Origin of the sequence: Bythopirellula polymerisocia (assembly GCF_007860015.1) — a bacterium.
GTDB lineage: Bacteria > Planctomycetota > Planctomycetia > Pirellulales > Lacipirellulaceae > Bythopirellula > Bythopirellula polymerisocia.
Map to the genome: position 1 here is coordinate 106,244 of NZ_SJPS01000003.1, position 16,865 is coordinate 123,108.

Genomic DNA, 16,865 nt, shown 5'->3' on the forward strand with positions numbered 1-16,865 from the left:
AATTGCGGTGATTCTTAGGAGACCGATCTATCTGGCGATGCTACTTTGCTCGAGATCCTAGCATAGACGGTGCGACGATCCCACGCGGCAAAGCCCGCCCGCCGGTACATTGTCTGGGCTGGTGCATTCTGCGGGTCGACGGCCAGCACAAGACGTTCTGCTCGCCCTCTGGCAGAACAACGAATAGCATGACGTAGGATTTCCTCACCTAGGGAACGACCTCGAACTGAGGGAACGACTCCCATGTAAACTAGTTCCATGACTTTTCCGTTGTCGTGCTTGGCAAGAATCAATATACCGATGTCCTGTCGATCCAGCTGGACAAGATACCAGTGCTCTCCTTCATATACGCCCTGCGCCTGGTAGCTGGCAATCACGTCGGCAGGATCACGCAAACCATTCAGTTGCGGGCAATCAAGAGTCCCATCGTAACTCTGCAGAAGTAAGTTTTGCAATCGAGATGCCTGATTTGCCGCATGTGGTTCGAAGAACAAGACTCCTTTCGGCCAGTTTGCATCAACCTTAGGATTCTCCAAAGAGAGGTAGTCTAAATCCACAAGCTTGTGAAATCCTGCGAGGGCTAGGAGTTCAAGATTGACCTCTGCATCTTTTCCAATCACCATTTGGGCAAGTGGCACGCCCCATTCGCTTAAAAGTCCGTCTAAGGACTGCATTAGTTCCGCAGCAGCGGGAGAAGCAAAGTCGGGGGGCCAGAGGATTGCCGTATTTCCCTCCGCGCGTTGCACCCAAGCGGCAGCGAGTATCTCCCTCTGATCCTTCGCAACGAACAAACCCTCTAAAACGGTCGAATCTTGCCGGCGCAGTTGCTCAAGAGTAGCAACCAAGGCGTCTTGTTGATCCGTTGAGACTCCGCGATGCAGACACCTCAAGGCGTCCTTTCTCTCAGATAGAGGACAACGGTAAATCTTGAATTGGCTCATGGACGCAGAATAATCCATTTCAACGTCGACTGTTAGATCAGCCTGCATTCTTGGCAAACTCGTACAACTGCTAGTAGCCTTCAAGCTTGTCCAGGTTCTTGATTTGATCCTCCGGGACTCGACTGCGGGGGAAAAACTTATTGAACGATTCCTGCAGTTCTTTTTTCGCGGCTAGTTGATTGGCAGCGGTTTCCTCTTGGATTTTTTTGGCGGCTTCGTCGGCGCTGAGTGTGGGTTCCACAGGAGTCTTCACCTCCGGAAGGGGAGGAAGCTGCACCGGTAGGGGAGTCGCAGCACTTGGGGATTGCAGCTGTAGTTCGACTGCAAAGCTATTGTGGGGTGAACTCGACCAGAGAACCGGGGAAGGCCGGGTGCGGAGCTCACTCATCACATCGCTGCCTCGTTTAACTTGGAACAATTGTTCCCCCGCCACAAGACTGGTTTGCGGTTGAAGTCCATAACGATGCATGACCAGCATCACAAGCTGTGTAGTATCGCCCGTATTTCCTTTGAACGTGATCTTTTGGACGCGGCCTGAAGGATCGAAGAAGTAGGTCAGCGATCCAGCGATGTCCGTAAGCTGGGTACCAGTGACGAGGGGGATGCGTACACCGTACAATCCCAATTCCGACAAAGCGGTCGACTTGCGGGCCCAATGTTGGTAAACCCATTCTTTGGTAATATCAAAGCGAAACACCTCTTCCAGTGAAACACTGCTGATCCCTTCCAGAGGGGTCCGGACCGGATATAGCTCGGCACCTGGGCCGCTTGGCGGAGTGTTGGTTTGTTGCCATTCAGTTGAGGAGGACTGCACTTGGTGCGAACTTTCGCCCGACGTGGCGCTCATAGAATTCCAGAATTCCGAGATACCCTGGGTCCCGTTGGATTTAACGTAAGGGACGGCGACGGCAGCCCCCAGCAGCAAAGGGATTCCTAATTTACGGGGAAACATTACGATCGGACCTCAAATGGGAACTTCAAAGTTGGCACGGGTGGCTTGACGTTGCACAGGAATCCGTTCCCATAGGTATTCATCGACACACTGGAGTCGTTGCTTCCCGGCCGGCAAGTCCTGCCATTCAGCTTACTTGACGGGAGTCGTGCGTGTTTTCCGGTAAATCGTTGTATTCGTCGTGAGACGTAACCAATCGCTAAGTCACTACTTATGAAATCGATAGGGTAAATATGACCGACTCTGTCGATTATCACTGGCTGGTGAGCTATGAGGCAAGCAGATGGCTCACCGAGGGTGCCAATTCGGGGCTGCCGACGCATCGACTCATCGAAAAGTTACGGAAGTCCCTTTCGACAAGCCGTGCTCGGCTGGTTGCCGCGCAGGTGACCCTCCGAGCAAAAGCTGCTGAGAAGTTCGGTCCACTCGCCCAAGAGATGTTCTTCACTGATCGTGCCCTTCAACAAGCAACAGACTTAGGAATCGCTAGGTACAAGGCTTGCCGTTTCGGAGCTGGAAAGAAGGTAACTGACTACTGCTGTGGTATCGGCGGCGACCTGCTAGCGATTGCAGAGCGTGGACTGACTATTGGATTGGATCAAGATCCCACAATGACACTGCTGGCTGAGGCCAACATTCGCATCCTCAAATGCGACGAACAAGCGATTTTAAAAACCACCACGGCGGAGGAGTACCCACCCGATGCATCAATTCATTGGCACCTCGATCCCGATCGGAGAGTGGAAGGTCGCCGCTCGACGCGTCCCCAGTGGCATTCACCGAGCGAGGCAACGATTGAGCAATGGCTCAAGACAGCTTCAAATGGTGCGATCAAATTCGCTCCTGCAGCTGAGCTATCGCCAGAATGGCAACAAAACGCTGAGCTAGAGTGGATCTCTCGCTCGCGAAGCTGTCGGCAGCTAGTAGCTTGGTTTGGAGAGTTAGCAAAGTTTCCCGGACAGCGTCGGGCAACGGCGATCAAAAATGATGCTGTAAACTCTGAGCCAGATTTTTTCGTTGGTGATCCTCAAACTCAAGCACCTCTTGCGGTCGGTGTTGGGCATTTTGTATTCGACACCGATCCCTGCATCCGTGCGGCACACTTGACTGGAGCATTGGCGACGAAACTTGGTTGTGAAGTTCTGTCTACTGGGGCTGCTTATCTAACCGGCAACGACCCAGTGGAGCATCCCTTGATTACTTGTTTTAGTGTGTCTGATACGATGCCTTTGCGAGTTCCAAGACTTGCCAAGCATCTGCATTTGAGTGGCATAGGTGAACTCGAAATTAAGACCAGGGGCGTTTCTCTGAGCCCCGAAGACTTACGGAAGCGGTTCAAACTCAATGGGGACCACAAGGCAACATTGCTCCTCACACGGCAAGGACGAAAGGAAATCGCCATTCTGGCTGAGAGATACACGGCACCAGGGGTAACAGGCTCACAAACTTGAGATTAGAATTACAGGACAACGTCACACGCAGGAGAGATTTGTGAAGCTCGCTTTCAGTTCCAACGCATATATGCAGTTCTCGATCGAGGAGACCATTCGTCGCATTGCAGCGATTGGCTATCGCGGGATCGAACTACTGGCCGATGTGCCCCATGCCTGGCCGGCGGGGTTGTTGCCTGAACGACGGGAGGCGATTCGCCGGGCAATCTCTGACCACGGGCTCACGATATCTAACATCAACGCCTTTATGATGAATGCCGTCGGCGACCCGCGACAGCCGTATTGGCATCCGGGGTGGACCGATCCCGATCGCCATTATCGCGCCATTCGCCGGGAACATACCAAACGATCCTTACAGCTGGCAGCAGATCTTGGTGCCCCACACATAACAACCGAACCGGGAGGATTTCTTGCCCCGGATCAAACCCGCGAGCAGGCCGCCGACATCTTTTACGAAGAGCTGATGCCTTGTGTTGAATTGGCTAGCAAGCTTCAGGTTGGCCTTCTGATTGAGCCCGAGCCGGAACTTTTTATCGAGCGGTTCGATGAATATCTTGAGTTCATCGCGCGTTTGGACGCGCCAATTGTCGGATTGAATTTCGATGTGGGGCATGCCTATTGTGTTAGAGAGGATCCGCAGGTTTGGGTACCGCAAATGGCGGAGCATACTCGCCACTATCACTTGGAAGACATCGCTCCTAGCCGTGTGCACCAACACTTAATACCTGGTCATGGGGCCATCGACTTCCCTGCTACATTGCAGGCAATAGCCAAAACAGATTACAAGGGCTGGCTCACAGTGGAACTTTACCCGTACATCGATTCCCCCGACGAGGCCGCAAAATCAGCTCACAAGTTTTTGAGCGATTCAATACATTCCCTAGGCCTTGCGGAGTCGGCTAACTAATGGCGAGCACGAGGATCGAGTGGCTGGCGTGGTGGCAGCTCATGCGGGCAGCTAATATCTTTACGGCCGCGTCCAATGTCATAGCCGGGTTTCTCTTGGTTCAACGAGATTGGCAGCCGGTGGGTCCGCTGCTTTTGCTAATCTTATCCTCAGTTTGTCTTTACGAAGCGGGGATGATGCTCAATGATGTGTTCGACGCGGAACTCGATGCAGTCGAACGACCTGAGCGACCGATCCCGGCGGGGCGCATAAATAAGCGGAGCGCATATCGTGTTGGCTTGGGGCTGATCGGAGCAGGAATTCTTGCGGCATATTTTGCTAGTACGATCATTGGAGATTTCAGTGCGGTTCTAATCGCATTGTCATTGGCATCTGTGATCTTGTTCTATGATATCTATGCCAAGTCGACCCTTTATGGGCCACTGGTCATGGGATTGTGTCGTTTGCTCAATGTTTTGCTTGGGGCGAGCGTTGCGGATTCGTTATTGGATCGGTCAGATCCTATCATGTGGGCGATTGGTATCGGGATTTACACCATTGGGCTCACGTTGATTGCTCGTCGCGAAGCCACAGAAAGCCATTCGGGAGAACTTATCGCCGGGGGAGTTCTGGTAGGCGGCGGGATGATTCAAGCGCTCTTGCAGCCGCTGAGTATGGAAGACCGAGCGATTTCTTTTTTTTCTGCGACAGCGATTTCTTTTTTCCTCCTCGGATTTGCCGCTTTTTTGATTTACCGATTGCTACGAGCTCCTAATCAAACTAGCGCACGACGAACCGTCGGAGCCCTAATTTCATTGTTTATACCCATCGACGCGGCGGCCTGCGCGATGGCTGCGGGCTGGTCGGCCGGAGTCTGTGTTTTGTTCCTACTGGTGCCAGTTCGTTTGCTTTCCCGTTGGACTGGGCAGACTTGACTGTACAATCGACTCGGTAATATTGGAGATCGCAGGCGGAGATTCTCGCAATGTATCTTGGTTACAACACGAATGGGCTAGCGCACCACAGTCTATCTGCGGCAATTGAAGTGCTCGCGGCAATCGGCTACCAAAGCATTGCCATCACACTCGACCATGCGGCGCTCAATCCTTATGGTCCGCAGTTTGAGACTGAGTTGTGTGAAATCAGCAACTCGTTGGCCGATCACAACCTGAGTTCAACGGTCGAGACGGGGGCCCGCTATCTGCTTGATCCGCGTCACAAACATCAACCGACCCTGCTTTCCTCGAAAGGGGAGGGGAGGCCCCGGCGAGTTGAATTCTTACGCCATTCGATCGACATCGCAGCAGCGCTGCATAGCGATTGTGTTTCGCTCTGGTCAGGATCCCTCCCTGCAGATGTCGCCTCTGCAGATGGCATGGCTCGATTGGCCGAAAGCCTGCATCCGGTGCTCGATTATGCTGGCCGACACGGAGTCTGCTTGGGCTTTGAACCCGAACCAGGGATGCTGGTTGACACAATGGCCAGCTACGCGGAATTAATAAGTTTGATCGATTCGCCATTCATGAAACTCACTCTCGATGTGGGACACGTACATTGCCTGGATGATGGTTCAATCGCGGCGGTAATCTACGAATGGCACGATCGGATCGTCAATGTTCATATAGAGGACATGCGCCGCGGCGTCCATGAACACTTGATGTTCGGTGAGGGAGAAATCGATTTCCCCCTGGTCATCGCAGTCCTGAAGGAAGTCGAGTATGATGGGCCATTGCATGTGGAACTGAGTCGCCACAGCCACGTAGGACCTGCTTCCGCTCAAAAGGCGTTTGATTATCTAAGTCCGTTACTCGACCTGTCTTGATCTACCGAATTATTGGCTGACTATGTCTGAACATGTCATTCTCCTTTCCATTCCCGGTCTCCGCCGCCAAGACTTGGCTCACATGCCTCGACTTCGCGCGCTGACCGAGCTGGGAGACTGCGCGGAATTGGTACCAAGTTTTCCCGGGGTGACTTGCTGTGTGCAAGCGAATATGACGACGGGACTTCCGCCGGTTGAACATGGTGTGGTCGCGAACGGGTTCTATTTCCGCCAAGAAGAACGTTGCGAAATGTGGATTGCTCCCAATAGCTGCGTCCAAAGACCTCAGCTCTGGGACATCATTCATGAACACGATTCTCAGTTGACTGCGGCCGCTTGGTTTCCACTCCACAGTGTTGGCTCTGGGGCAGATATCGTGTGTTGGCCGGCACCGAAGCACAATCCCGATGGGAGCGAGAGTCTGTGGTGCTATTCCAAGCCTGAGGCGCTCTATGCGGAGTTGCTGGAAACGCTGGGCCACTTTCCGCTGCAACACTTCTGGGGACCTTTTGCCAATATCAAATCAACCGAGTGGATCGTCACCTCAGCGATTGCAGCCGCTGAGCGGTTTCGCCCCAATTTGTTTTACGCCTACCTCGCACATCTCGACTACGCCTCCCAGAAAGAAGGGCCCGACAGCTCTGCGGCAATTCGTGCACTCGGTGAACTGGATGAGCAGATCGGTCGGCTGGTCGAAGGGTTTTCTCATGCATACCAGGGGCGAGAACCCTTGTGGCTTGTGGCCAGCGAGTATGTGATCACCCCCGTCGAGCATGTGAGCTACTCGAATCGCTTGCTGCGTGAAGCTGGGCTGCTTTCGGTTAGTCTGAGCGAAGGACGTGAACTAATTGACTTCCATGCCAGCCGCGCCTGGGCATTGGTCGATCATCAGTTTTCACATGTGTTCGTCAAAGATCGTAATCCTCAAGTGTGCGAGCAAGTCAGAAAGCTATTCACCGGCCAAGCGGGAATCGCTGAGGTCTTAATGCACGCCGAACTGGACAGGTACGATCTAAATCACCCGTTGGCGGGCGACTTGGTACTTGTCTCTGAGCCAAATAGTTGGCAGGCGTATTATTGGTGGCTCGACGACAAACTCGCACCGGCCTTTGCTCGCACAGTCGATATCCACCGCAAACCTGGGTATGATCCGGTCGAAATGTTTTGGGATCCGGTGGCAAAAGGCATCCCGCTCGACGCCACCTTGGTGCGCGGTTCTCACGGAGCACCAGCAAACACCACCGAGCAACGTGGTGTTCTGCTCTCGTCGGAACGCGGTGTTTTCGTCGAACGACCGCTGGCCGATACCGATGTCGCAGACATCGTATTGCGACAATTTGGCATTTAAGCTAGCAATGCCTCGCTAAACGGGGCGGTCTAGACAAGCTATTGCTGCTGTGCGGCTTGAACCGAATGTTCGCTTGGCTCCGACCGATATGTCTTGAAGAGTGCTCCTGCAGAGCGCTCCGTTTAGACCCTTCTTGACCCTCGCCGGGACCCTGCCATGAAATTCACATTCGTTCGCTCGCTGTTCACACTCAGTTGTGTCCTTCTAACCTGTTCTTCCGCTCTCGCTGCCAGGCCCGTTGTGCCAGGCACGGGAACTCGCATCGATTATGTCAGCGATAATTTTGAAGACACCGAGTGGAGCTTTGTCCATAAATTCCCGAAAAGCTCTCGCGAGCAAGACCAGCAGCTGCGTTCGCCAACCGGATACTCGACAAATGGCTTATGGGTTGAAGGCCCCGAACGAGGGCAGCCAGATCACATGCAAGTCGTGCCGACACCGGCCGGTGGCCTAAAAGGGAGCAACTATTCGCTCTTATTACGTACTCTGAATTCTGGAATTCCCGGATACAATACCTATGAAACTGAGCAAGACGATTTCGTTTCGAACAGCCTAGCCCGAATCGGCAGGGTGCCAGTGGGCGAGATTCCCAGCGCAGTTGCCCGTGTTTACCTCCCACCAGTGGATGAATGGGAGAATCGCACGGGGCCTCATTTCGGATTCCGCGTGAGTACACAAACCACTACAACGTCCACCAAGAAGGCAGGGTTCTTTGGCTCGAGAACCGTTACCGAAGCCGAACCTTATTGGCCCGGTCTATGGATACATTTTCGCAGTAAAGGTAGCAAAGGAGCGAAAGAAGACTCCGCTTTCCTGACCTACCGGGGAGATACCCGGGGCAACGACGTTCGTTGTACAGAGATTCCTGTGGAAAAGTTTGGCTGGTGGACGATGGGATTGTCTGTCACGCCTGATGGCATGGTTCACTACTATGCCAAGCCAGGTGTAGAAGATCTCACCCAAGCCGACTACATCACTTCACAGTTCCCTTATGGCTTCTCCGCCCAACAGTTCCGCACTTTTTTCTTCAATGTGTGCAATCGTAGCGACGGCAAGACTTGGTCTACGCCCTTTGTGATCGATGACCCCGCCTTATACGTCGTGAATTCGTCACGGATAGAGAACTTCGTGGAGCGACGAATTGAGCGAGATACACGCAACGCCGAACGCCGCGCCAAAATGAAGGAGCAGACTGCCAACCGCTCAAGGAATCCATCAAGCCGCTAGGCAGATGGTCAAAGCAGCTTAACAAGGTGCTTGGAAGTCGAAGTTGCGGCTCTGGCCAAAAAAGGTGAGCGGGTTGTCGTAGACGATGCGTCGAATCAACTCCTCGCCATGCCCACGGCGGCGCATTTCCAGAATAAAGTCGGGGACGGCGGTCGGCTTGGAGGGACCCCAGTCCCCGGCGGAATTCACCATCAACCGCTCGGGGCCATACATCTCGACCATGTCGGCCGCGCGGGCCGGTGTGCATTTGCTCACAGGATAAAGCGTCATCCCGGCCCAAAAGCCGGCCTCCAACACGGGGCGTATCGTGTGTTCTTCCACATGATCAACCAGAACCCGATGACGTTCGATCCGATTGTCGCTGATGAGCATATCGAGAATCATCCGTGTCCCTTGATACTTGTCTTCCAAGTGAGGTGTGTGGATCAAAATCTGCTCGTTGGTCTTCATGGCCAGGTCAATGTGCTCCAGGAACACAATGGCTTCGTTACGGGTATTCTTGTTGAGTCCGATTTCACCAATGCCCAAGACACCCTTGGCATTGAGAAACTCCGGGATCATAGCGATCACATCTCGCGAGAGTTCGACGTTTTCCGCCTCCTTGGCATTGATACAGAGCCAGGTGAAGTGCTGAATACCATATATGGCTGCACGACGTGATTCAAAGTCTGTGAGCTGGCGAAAGTAATCGCGAAAACCATCGACGCTGCCGCGGTCATATCCCGCCCAGAAGGCCGGCTCGCTCAGTCCAACGCAACCCATTTTGGCAAGCGTTTCATAGTCGTCAGTGGTTCGCGAAACCATGTGGATGTGGGGATCGATGTAATACACGCTGTTTCTCGCCAGGAATGATTTACTGTGATTGCAGAGTTAGAACGGAATCAGCGATTGGGCATTTGCAGTGTTGCCGGCCAGGTTTCGTCGTAATGGCGGCTAAAAAGCAACTGGACCCGCTCCGCACGATCGGGCCCATTCTCTAGCAACAATTCCAAGGCCGTCTGGATCTGCTTTCCACGAGGGTCGTCAGGTGGGCCACCTGTGGCGCGGTCAATTCGATCGAGCGCGGAGGCGATTTCAATAATCTTTGCCCGCACTGGGAGGTACTCTCTCTCAAGTATGGCCTGGGCAGTGAACTTCTGAGACATTTCCGCCGGATCTCCCAATATTTCAAGATTGCTCTCGCACCACAACAGTGGCCTGCACGTGGCTACATTACATGTATTGTATCAATTCTGACGGCTCAGAGTGCCCTGGCAACCCTTCTCTCTAGCCAGGTTGGTTTGAATGGGCTATTTTCCGCCACAACTTCTCTTCGGGGCAAAGCACAACCTACCTTTTGAGAGAGAAAATACTCAATAAACTTAGCTGGAAGCCACGGCTACCGGTGTTGCAACACTATGAAAACTCCAATCGAATTGACGTTTGATGTGCTGGCCAACAGTCGCAACGAGTCGGCCAATGAAGTGCTACTCGCCGGCTTCGAACAGAAAAGCGGGCCACTGTATCTGGGAGCCCTCAAGACGATTCTCGCTCGTCGTAGCAAGGAAACACATTCAGCTGTCATCAAACGCTGGCATGATTTCGACGAAGAAGAGAGAGAGTTTGTCATCGAAGCGCGCGGGAGAATTTCCGGTGCACTACGCGATGCCTTGTTGACAGACGACTCGGTACTGTTTGGCAACGCCTGTCAAATCATTGAACTCATGGCCGAATATGATCTCGTTCCGAACCTGCTAACGCTTGCCGAACACACTTCGAGCCCCCATGCCGCAGATGCCGCGGCGCTTGTTCAGCGTCTGACAGCAAATCTAAGCGATCTTCTGCAGAGCCCCGCCATCGGAAACAACAATGGCGATCCTCAGGTTTTTCGCAAGAGCGTTCTCGATGGCCTCAAGCGGAGTCTGGACCGTTTTCGTTATCACAAGAGAACAGAGATACTGGATGCGTTCTGTTTGATCTGTGGACCGGACGACTATCTTCTGCTTACGATCTTGGATGATCCCCACCATCCTTGCTTCAAGGGGATATGCCAAGTGCTTGCATCGAGTGACTACCCAACGATCCATAACTTACTGGCAGATCTGCTCCAGAGTGAGAAAGCACCCGCCACCATCTTGAGCATTATTTCCCATCGCACGGATCGCGAGTTTATCTGCCAGTTGCTTGGATTGTTTGACCAAGAGAGAACAGCAGCATTCTCTCGCAATCTCAAGCGGTTGCGGTCATTTTCGTGGCTTAACGCCCCGACACATCGGCTCTCGGGTTTTGAGGAGCAAGACCAGCTACGGGCCGTTCAGTTGCTGAGCGCATCCGGGGTATCCTCTGACACCAAGCTTGATGCCATTGAAGAACTCGTAATCAATGGCGAGCCTGCGGGGAGAGCAACCGCCTGCGATGCACTGGCCGAGTTTTCCGGCGACCATGCCAACCACCTGATACTTCAAGCCGTCTACGACACCGCACCTCAGGTCCAGGCTGCGGCTACGAGACAGCTACGCGACCGGCATATTCCGGGTACGATGCCCCTGTTATCGGACTTACTAGATAGCAAGCATGAGGAAGTACGCTGTTCAGCCCGAGAGGCATTAGCTGAGTTCTCGTTTGAGAACTTCGTCAAGACATACGACGGACTCAGCGAAGAGGCTCGTCAGACAACTGGAAATCTCGTACAACGAGTCGATGAAGAGTATCTTCCGATGTTAAAGGAAGAGTTCACCTCGCCGGGAGTCAAACGAAGACTTCGTGCCATCGAAATTGCTTTGCTACTAGAGGTAGTGCCATTTGTGGTAGACAACTTGATCGCACTACTAACAGATAACGACCACATTGTACGCACCGCAGCGGCAGAGGCTCTCAGATACTGGCCGGTACCGGAGGTGCAGGCGGCGTTGGAATCAGCTGCTCACGATCGTAGTGCAGCTGTGCAAAATGCAGCCAGGAGTAGTTTGACCGTATTCGCTAGCTACGAACCGACCAATTCGACGGGATTCGCGGAGGTGCAGCAATGATGGATGCCCTCACTTCAAACTTTCTTCTCGCTCAATTCTCGCGATGGGAACGACTCGGAGATGGATTTCGCAGGTCAGGGCGGCCACTGGAATTTAGTGATCTCGTGCCGTACATCGTAGCACTGTTGGTTCTCGGAGGGATCACGGCAGCTTTCGTCACCTACCGAAGACGTAACGATCTAGGCCGACCTTGCACCGATTCGCAAAAGTTGTTTCGCGAATTGTGCCTAGCCCATGATTTGGACCGTAGCGCACAAAAGTTACTTGGCCAACTGGCAGAGGCTTTTCACCTGGCCCAGCCCTCCGAGGTGTTTGTCAGGCCGAGAGTGTTTTCCCCCGAACAACTCCCCGAGCACCTTCAGGATGAAGCTGCCAGAATCGCCGAACTCCGCCAGCGCTTGTTCTAACTCAGGTCGCTTGCGGCTTGGCGTCCCCCGTCGTATTCCAGAACGCCCCCAAAAGCATCACCGCCAGCTGGCTGGCAACGAAGACCACCAGCCACTTGAGGCGTCCCTCGGTGAATCCATACGAGTGCAGGCCCACTCCCATCAGATTTACTCCGAACCAGGACCAGGCCGTCACAACGTTCCCAAACACGGCCAGGATGGCCAGTCCCCGGTGCGTTAGCATCCCTCCCCAACGGGCGTGCAGAACCAGTGCGTTCCAGAGCACAATGATAAGGGCCCCGTTCTCTTTGGGATCCCAGCCCCAGAAGCGTCCCCATGAATCGTCAGCCCACAGGCCCCCCAGGACGGTCCCCACGAAGCTGAAAAAGATCGCAAAACAGATCGTGCCATACATCATGCGGATGAGTTGCTTGCGATTCTCAGCATCTAAACGATCAAGGACCAATGCCATCACGATGTAGACTAGCCCCATCATCCCGGCAAGGATCGTCGTCGAGTAACCGAGCGTAATACACACCACATGCGTCGCGAGCCAGAACTGGGTGTCTAGTACTGCCTGCAACACCATAAACGTATCGCCGTCACCGGCCAAGTTGTAAGCAATGAACAAGGTGGGAAAACCTACAACTGCCGCCAGCAGATTGCCAAGTCCGCGACGGTAGACATGCTCGTAGACCAAAGCAAACAAGACAGCCGCCCAGCCGATAAAGACCGCCGAGGAATAAAGATTCGTCACCGGGGGTCTGCCTGAGATGTAAATCCGTGCCACTAGAGCATAGGTATGCAGCAGGAAAGTAAACCAGAGGAGCCAATTTGCGGTTCGGTTAAGTATGGCCGTCCACCCCAACCAGGAACATGCCGACAGCACAAAGCACACTAAATACAAGGCCATCGCCAGCACAAAAGGGTTAAATTGGTTGATGTAGGCTTCGTAGTCAATGCGATTCAAATCAAGTTGTTCGGCCGTCTTACGCGAAAGAGCATCGGGATCGCCATTCAGTTTGGCCGCAAACTCTGCATCGGCAGCGGCCCGCTCGGCTATCAGTTCCTGATAAGTGGCGACTGACGAATTGAATTTTTCCAGATCGTTGGAGCGATACGACTGGAGAATAGCGCGTAGTGCAGGAGTTGCGTCATTCAAGGGCTTTCCGCTGAGACTATCGACGATGTAATTCGCTTCTGCAGCGAGCATGATCTGCCAAGGTTCTTCCGGGGTGATGGGCGGAATTGCTCGGGGGCTCTTGGGGTCCAAAGCTTGGATCTCTTTGCCAAGCTCCGAAAGATCCGCCATCAGATTTTCTCGAGAATCGGTTCGCACGGACGGGGCGTAAAAAGAATTCTGGATTGTCCGGTAGAGAATGATCTTTCTTGCTAAGTCCAAGAATTTTTCCTGAGCTAAGGTACGTTCTCCCTCGGGAACACCAGAAGCAAGCTGCCATTGTTTCATCGTTTCTTGGTTTCGCTCTGAAAGTTCACCGATGCTGTAGCGGAAACCATCGCGAGGCTCGAGTTCCAGTGTTTGCAATACATCGAGATTCTCTATGCGAATCACTGGATAGTCCTGGGCAGCGCGAGTGCCGGCGATTACGTCCAAGAGCCAGCGAATGGCTGGCACCTTTGGAGAACTATCCACTTCCCCCTTACCGGAAAGTACGGTCAGCACGTTTCGGGCTAGTGTGTCAAATGGCTGAATACGTCCCTCGTATGCCAACGGCAAATTGCCGAATTCGTGAATCTGCATTTCCGTTGGGGGAAGATCATGCGGCCGTGCCCGCCCGGCGACCCAACCCACAAAAACAATTAAAACCAGGGCAGGGACCCATACCTGCGGTGAACGCCAATCCGAGAGCAATTCGAGGGGAGTTTGACGCGCAGCCATCACCGTAGAGCTGGCCTTGCGATTGGCAAATCGGGTGAATGTGAGGCCAAAATGGTAAAGCATGCCAGCTGCGACCAACATGCAGGAGACATACGGGATCATCCACCCCGTATTGGATACGACTTGCAACACGGTTCCACGTTCCGTTTCCTTGTCCCAATCGGCCTGGTAGAGCGTGTCCCCACCATAGCGTAAGGGATTGTTCATCCAGATTTTAGCCTGGCGATCCACCTTGTTATCTGGGTCGGTTAGTCGTACCTCCGACGAAAAATTCTTAGGCGTCTCGGTACCCACGTACCGATCGAAGCGGAAATCCAGCAGTTCAACGGAATAGGGTTTTACCAGTCGTTTAAACTGCAATTGCATCTCGTAAGGCTTGCCGTCGACTTCGAAACTTTCGGTCATGGCTGCTGAAGAGGGTAAAGCCCAAGTAAGGTATGTCCCCAGTGGCTGATGGTCCTCTTTCGTGAGAATTTCTAGATAGGCAGCAGGCAAGTCCACCGCTTGCTCAGTGGAGGCCCCGGTACTCTGAGGACGTTCCTCGGCCATGCGAAGAGTGCCCCAACCCTCAGTCGCTCGAGAGGTCTCTCCCGGCTGGGCTAGGCGTGTCACTGCATTGGGCAAAAACTCGACCACACGAATAGCGAAGGGAATGGCAGGGTCTTCAATCACTTCGCCCGACTCGGCGGCTTCGCGAAGAATCCCGATGGGGACCACTGTCACTCTGTCCTTGATGGCGTCTGATTTATCCACTATAGCCAGCTCCGCATTGCGGATGTCCTCGGCATAGTTGACTGTCTGGCCCTCAGCAATTTGCATGCGGGCCTCTTCGGCCGAGAGGCCAGTATGCAGCTCGCTAAACATCAACAAGCCTATCCCTCCGTGTAAGAGGACGATGCCCGCCCGTTGGCCAAACACGAGTCGACAACCTGCCAGGAGCACGATTCCAGCAGTCGCCCCTTTGATGAGCTGCCACAGAATTCGCAGTCCCGAGGGATCGAGCTGAGCTTCCGGATGTGTGAACAACCAAAGAGTCAGAGCAACGAACACCGAACATGTTGCTGCACCGAGCCACCATAGCCAAGACGACCCCTTCTTGGCGCGATCTTGAAAACCTAATGCCAACCGATAGGCGAACAACAGAGTGCCGCCCCCCAAAGCAGCCCGGAGGGCGTGCCACAGGCCGTTGCAAAATTGAGGAGAGAGCTCACTGCGGACAGTATCCCCTAACCCGCTCTGCACTACCGCATAGGTTAGCAAAACACCTGCGAGAATGAGTCCGATCCCGACTCTAAGTTGGTTGCCACTGCCACTAACTTTGAATCGGCTTAGATGGGCTGCCAACAGGTTAGCTGTCAGAAGGGCACCCAACGTCCATCCTCCTGGGAAAGGGAAGACGCCGCTAATGTCCCAATCTCGAGGGAAGAAAATCTTTACTTCGATCCAGGCAATCAAAGTGCGGAAATAGCTGTGGACTACAAACCAGATGTCGTGATCCACCTGAGCCAAGGTGCCCGCCAGCACAAGAAAAATGCTCAATGCAAAGAGCACCACGGTCAATCGCAAAGATGCGAATCCGGCAATCAAGTCGGATAATAGATTTGTTTGGCTGTGCGCACGTGTGGAACTGGCTCGCTCGCGAACCGTATCTTGATAGTCTTGGATTTCGGTTGTAGCCACAGCAGATATGTCAGTGAATTAAGGCCTAAGGAAATAGGCCAAGGAGGGAGGTGGGAGGAACATTCAGCATACCGCGACGTGGCGCAGGCTTCCAGCCTGTGATCATGGCAGCCAAGATGGCTACCCCGCGGCTTAGATGAACTATGCTACTCAAAGCGAACCGAACCGAGAAAATCGCGGAATGGCTCCCTTTGCTCGTCTACCAGCTCGGATTCCCCAATCATTTTGAAAAACCAAATTTTTTCACCTTGTTCCACCATGGCTACCAACATGGCAACATGCGGACTGGTCTCGGCGGGGCTTTCCAGGCGAACAAAACTTCCCGAGTTGCCATCGATATCAATCTTCTCTACGAATTCTTCGAGATTCGTCCCTGAAGGCAAGCCCACTTGGCCGGCCCAACGATCAACATTAGCCTGCACATCGGTGATTTGCGGACCTGCAGCAGAGGGAAGGGCGATAACGGTCACCTCTGCTCGCTTTTCTCCGCCGCCAATATTGAACGCCGCTTTACGCATCGATGAGGTCTGGCCTGGCTGCCAACCATCGGGACTCTTGAAGCTTAACCCAGCGTCGCCGGTAGGTGCAGGGTTCCCCACAGGGGGTCGCGGAGGTGAAGATTGCGACGCACCACTTGCCATGTCGGCGTGAGGATTCATCGCAGGGGATTTCTTGAGAATGCCCGCTAATTCGATAACAGTTGCCGGGCCGGCAGCTGTATCGACCTTGGACGTTTGCTTAAGAATCGTTGGCTTGGCTAACTCGCCCTGACTCAGTTGCCCCAGCCAGCGGTTGACATTCAGGGCGACAAAGTCATCCCATTGCCCTGAAAGGGGCAGCGAGGAAATTGCAATCTCCATTTCTCCCTTCTCGTCGGGAATCGCGATCGTGGCTAGCCGCATCTCCGAAGGCCCCTTTTCCGTCCAGTCGTTTAGCAGTTCCCAGGAAAGTGGCCTGTCACTCGATTCCCCCTTTTGGACACTCGACACAAACCGTGTGAACTCGTCTCGATGACGTGATACCGCTTCTGCCGGCCCTGCTAATTTGAAAAACCAAACCGTTTCTCCCGCTGGGAGCATCGCCGCCAAGGTGTGGTCAAGCTGTCCAGCCATTTCCTCGGTGTTAAAAGGAGGCTTCGGTGCTGACGTCCGCTCGGTGGTGTAGGTTCGAATGTCCTCGCCAGGCTGGCAGGCACTGCAAAGCAGCAACAAGAAAACCAAGGGCAGAACTTGCGGCGGGATACGGGCGAAACAAACATGCATGG

Annotated in this window: 14 protein-coding genes; 8 read left to right on the plus strand and 6 right to left on the minus strand. The window is 53.7% G+C overall.

The genetic code is table 11. The annotated features are described in order from the left end of the window. Nucleotides 1-14: 14 nt before the first annotated feature. Nucleotides 15-989, minus strand: coding sequence for a GNAT family N-acetyltransferase (locus Pla144_RS09950; RefSeq protein WP_146450533.1), 975 nt, complete (start codon nt 987-989; stop codon nt 15-17). A gap of 22 nt (nt 990-1,011) precedes the next feature. After that, nucleotides 1,012-1,893 (minus strand): DUF6690 family protein, encoded by an 882-nt coding sequence (locus Pla144_RS09955; protein WP_146450534.1) that lies wholly within the window; start codon nt 1,891-1,893, stop codon nt 1,012-1,014. Nucleotides 1,894-2,126: 233 nt separating this feature from the next. Here Pla144_RS09955 and Pla144_RS09960 point away from each other — a divergent pair, with 233 nt between their 5' ends. The 6 genes from Pla144_RS09960 to Pla144_RS09985 all read left to right on the plus strand — a co-directional run bounded on the left by Pla144_RS09960 (nt 2,127) and on the right by Pla144_RS09985 (nt 8,627). Further along, a complete protein-coding gene (locus tag Pla144_RS09960) occupies nt 2,127-3,344 on the plus strand; it encodes a class I SAM-dependent methyltransferase (protein WP_146450535.1) in 1,218 nt (405 codons plus the stop codon). 40 nt (nt 3,345-3,384) lie between these two features. Continuing rightward, entirely contained in the window at nt 3,385-4,251 is an 867-nt protein-coding gene (locus Pla144_RS09965) for a sugar phosphate isomerase/epimerase family protein (protein WP_146450536.1), read from the plus strand. Beyond that, a complete protein-coding gene (locus tag Pla144_RS09970; RefSeq protein WP_146450537.1) occupies nt 4,251-5,165 on the plus strand; it encodes a UbiA family prenyltransferase in 915 nt (304 codons plus the stop codon). Before Pla144_RS09965 ends, Pla144_RS09970 begins: the two co-directional genes overlap by 1 nt. Before the next feature lie 50 nt (nt 5,166-5,215). Next, nucleotides 5,216-6,052 carry a sugar phosphate isomerase/epimerase family protein gene (locus Pla144_RS09975; protein WP_146450538.1) on the plus strand — a complete coding sequence of 279 codons (837 nt, stop codon included), beginning with the start codon at nt 5,216-5,218 and terminating at the stop codon, nt 6,050-6,052. Nucleotides 6,053-6,074: 22 nt separating this feature from the next. Continuing rightward, nucleotides 6,075-7,400, plus strand: coding sequence for an alkaline phosphatase family protein (locus tag Pla144_RS09980; RefSeq protein WP_146450539.1), 1,326 nt, complete (start codon nt 6,075-6,077; stop codon nt 7,398-7,400). Between the two features lie 156 nt (nt 7,401-7,556). After that, nucleotides 7,557-8,627 (plus strand): hypothetical protein, encoded by a 1,071-nt coding sequence (locus Pla144_RS09985; RefSeq protein WP_197530554.1) that lies wholly within the window; start codon nt 7,557-7,559, stop codon nt 8,625-8,627. An 18-nt stretch (nt 8,628-8,645) separates the two neighbouring features. Here the strand turns inward: Pla144_RS09985 and Pla144_RS09990 are convergent, their stop codons facing one another. Together Pla144_RS09990 and Pla144_RS09995 are read right to left on the minus strand one after the other, a co-directional pair. Then, on the minus strand, nt 8,646-9,458 hold the full coding sequence (locus Pla144_RS09990) for a TatD family hydrolase (protein WP_146450540.1): 813 nt from the start codon (nt 9,456-9,458) through the stop codon (nt 8,646-8,648). A gap of 50 nt (nt 9,459-9,508) precedes the next feature. Further along, nucleotides 9,509-9,772, minus strand: coding sequence for a hypothetical protein (locus Pla144_RS09995; protein WP_146450541.1), 264 nt, complete (start codon nt 9,770-9,772; stop codon nt 9,509-9,511). A gap of 252 nt (nt 9,773-10,024) precedes the next feature. Between Pla144_RS09995 and Pla144_RS10000 the strand changes: the two genes are divergently transcribed. Beyond that, a complete protein-coding gene (locus Pla144_RS10000) occupies nt 10,025-11,635 on the plus strand; it encodes a HEAT repeat domain-containing protein (RefSeq protein ID WP_146450542.1) in 1,611 nt (536 codons plus the stop codon). Next, nucleotides 11,632-12,042 carry a hypothetical protein gene (locus Pla144_RS10005; protein WP_146450543.1) on the plus strand — a complete coding sequence of 137 codons (411 nt, stop codon included), beginning with the start codon at nt 11,632-11,634 and terminating at the stop codon, nt 12,040-12,042. The genes Pla144_RS10000 and Pla144_RS10005 overlap by 4 nt, the downstream gene beginning before the upstream one ends. Before the next feature lies 1 nt (nt 12,043). On the opposite strand, the gene ccsA is transcribed toward Pla144_RS10005, so the two are convergent. Beyond that, a complete protein-coding gene (gene ccsA, locus Pla144_RS10010; protein ID WP_146450544.1) occupies nt 12,044-15,601 on the minus strand; it encodes a cytochrome c biogenesis protein in 3,558 nt (1,185 codons plus the stop codon). Between the two features lie 146 nt (nt 15,602-15,747). Beyond that, nucleotides 15,748-16,863, minus strand: a complete 1,116-nt coding sequence (locus Pla144_RS10015; RefSeq protein ID WP_146450545.1) for a hypothetical protein — start codon at nt 16,861-16,863, stop codon at nt 15,748-15,750. Nucleotides 16,864-16,865: the final 2 nt, after the last annotated feature.

What these genes read in the sequence shown, in the direction of transcription:
- Pla144_RS09960 (WP_146450535.1), top strand. Translation starts at nt 2,127, where the DNA reads ATGACCGACTCTGTCGATTATCACTGGCTGGTGAGCTATGAGGCAAGC.
- Pla144_RS09970 (WP_146450537.1), top strand. Translation starts at nt 4,251, where the DNA reads ATGGCGAGCACGAGGATCGAGTGGCTGGCGTGGTGGCAGCTCATGCGG.
- Pla144_RS09975 (WP_146450538.1), top strand. Translation starts at nt 5,216, where the DNA reads ATGTATCTTGGTTACAACACGAATGGGCTAGCGCACCACAGTCTATCT.
- Pla144_RS10005 (WP_146450543.1), top strand. Translation starts at nt 11,632, where the DNA reads ATGATGGATGCCCTCACTTCAAACTTTCTTCTCGCTCAATTCTCGCGA.
- Pla144_RS09995 (WP_146450541.1), bottom strand. Translation starts at nt 9,772, where the DNA reads ATGTCTCAGAAGTTCACTGCCCAGGCCATACTTGAGAGAGAGTACCTC.
- Pla144_RS10015 (WP_146450545.1), bottom strand. Translation starts at nt 16,863, where the DNA reads ATGCATGTTTGTTTCGCCCGTATCCCGCCGCAAGTTCTGCCCTTGGTT.
- Pla144_RS09985 (WP_197530554.1), top strand. Translation starts at nt 7,557, where the DNA reads ATGAAATTCACATTCGTTCGCTCGCTGTTCACACTCAGTTGTGTCCTT.
- Pla144_RS10000 (WP_146450542.1), top strand. Translation starts at nt 10,025, where the DNA reads ATGAAAACTCCAATCGAATTGACGTTTGATGTGCTGGCCAACAGTCGC.
- Pla144_RS09980 (WP_146450539.1), top strand. Translation starts at nt 6,075, where the DNA reads ATGTCTGAACATGTCATTCTCCTTTCCATTCCCGGTCTCCGCCGCCAA.
- Pla144_RS09955 (WP_146450534.1), bottom strand. Translation starts at nt 1,893, where the DNA reads ATGTTTCCCCGTAAATTAGGAATCCCTTTGCTGCTGGGGGCTGCCGTC.
- Pla144_RS09950 (WP_146450533.1), bottom strand. Translation starts at nt 989, where the DNA reads ATGCAGGCTGATCTAACAGTCGACGTTGAAATGGATTATTCTGCGTCC.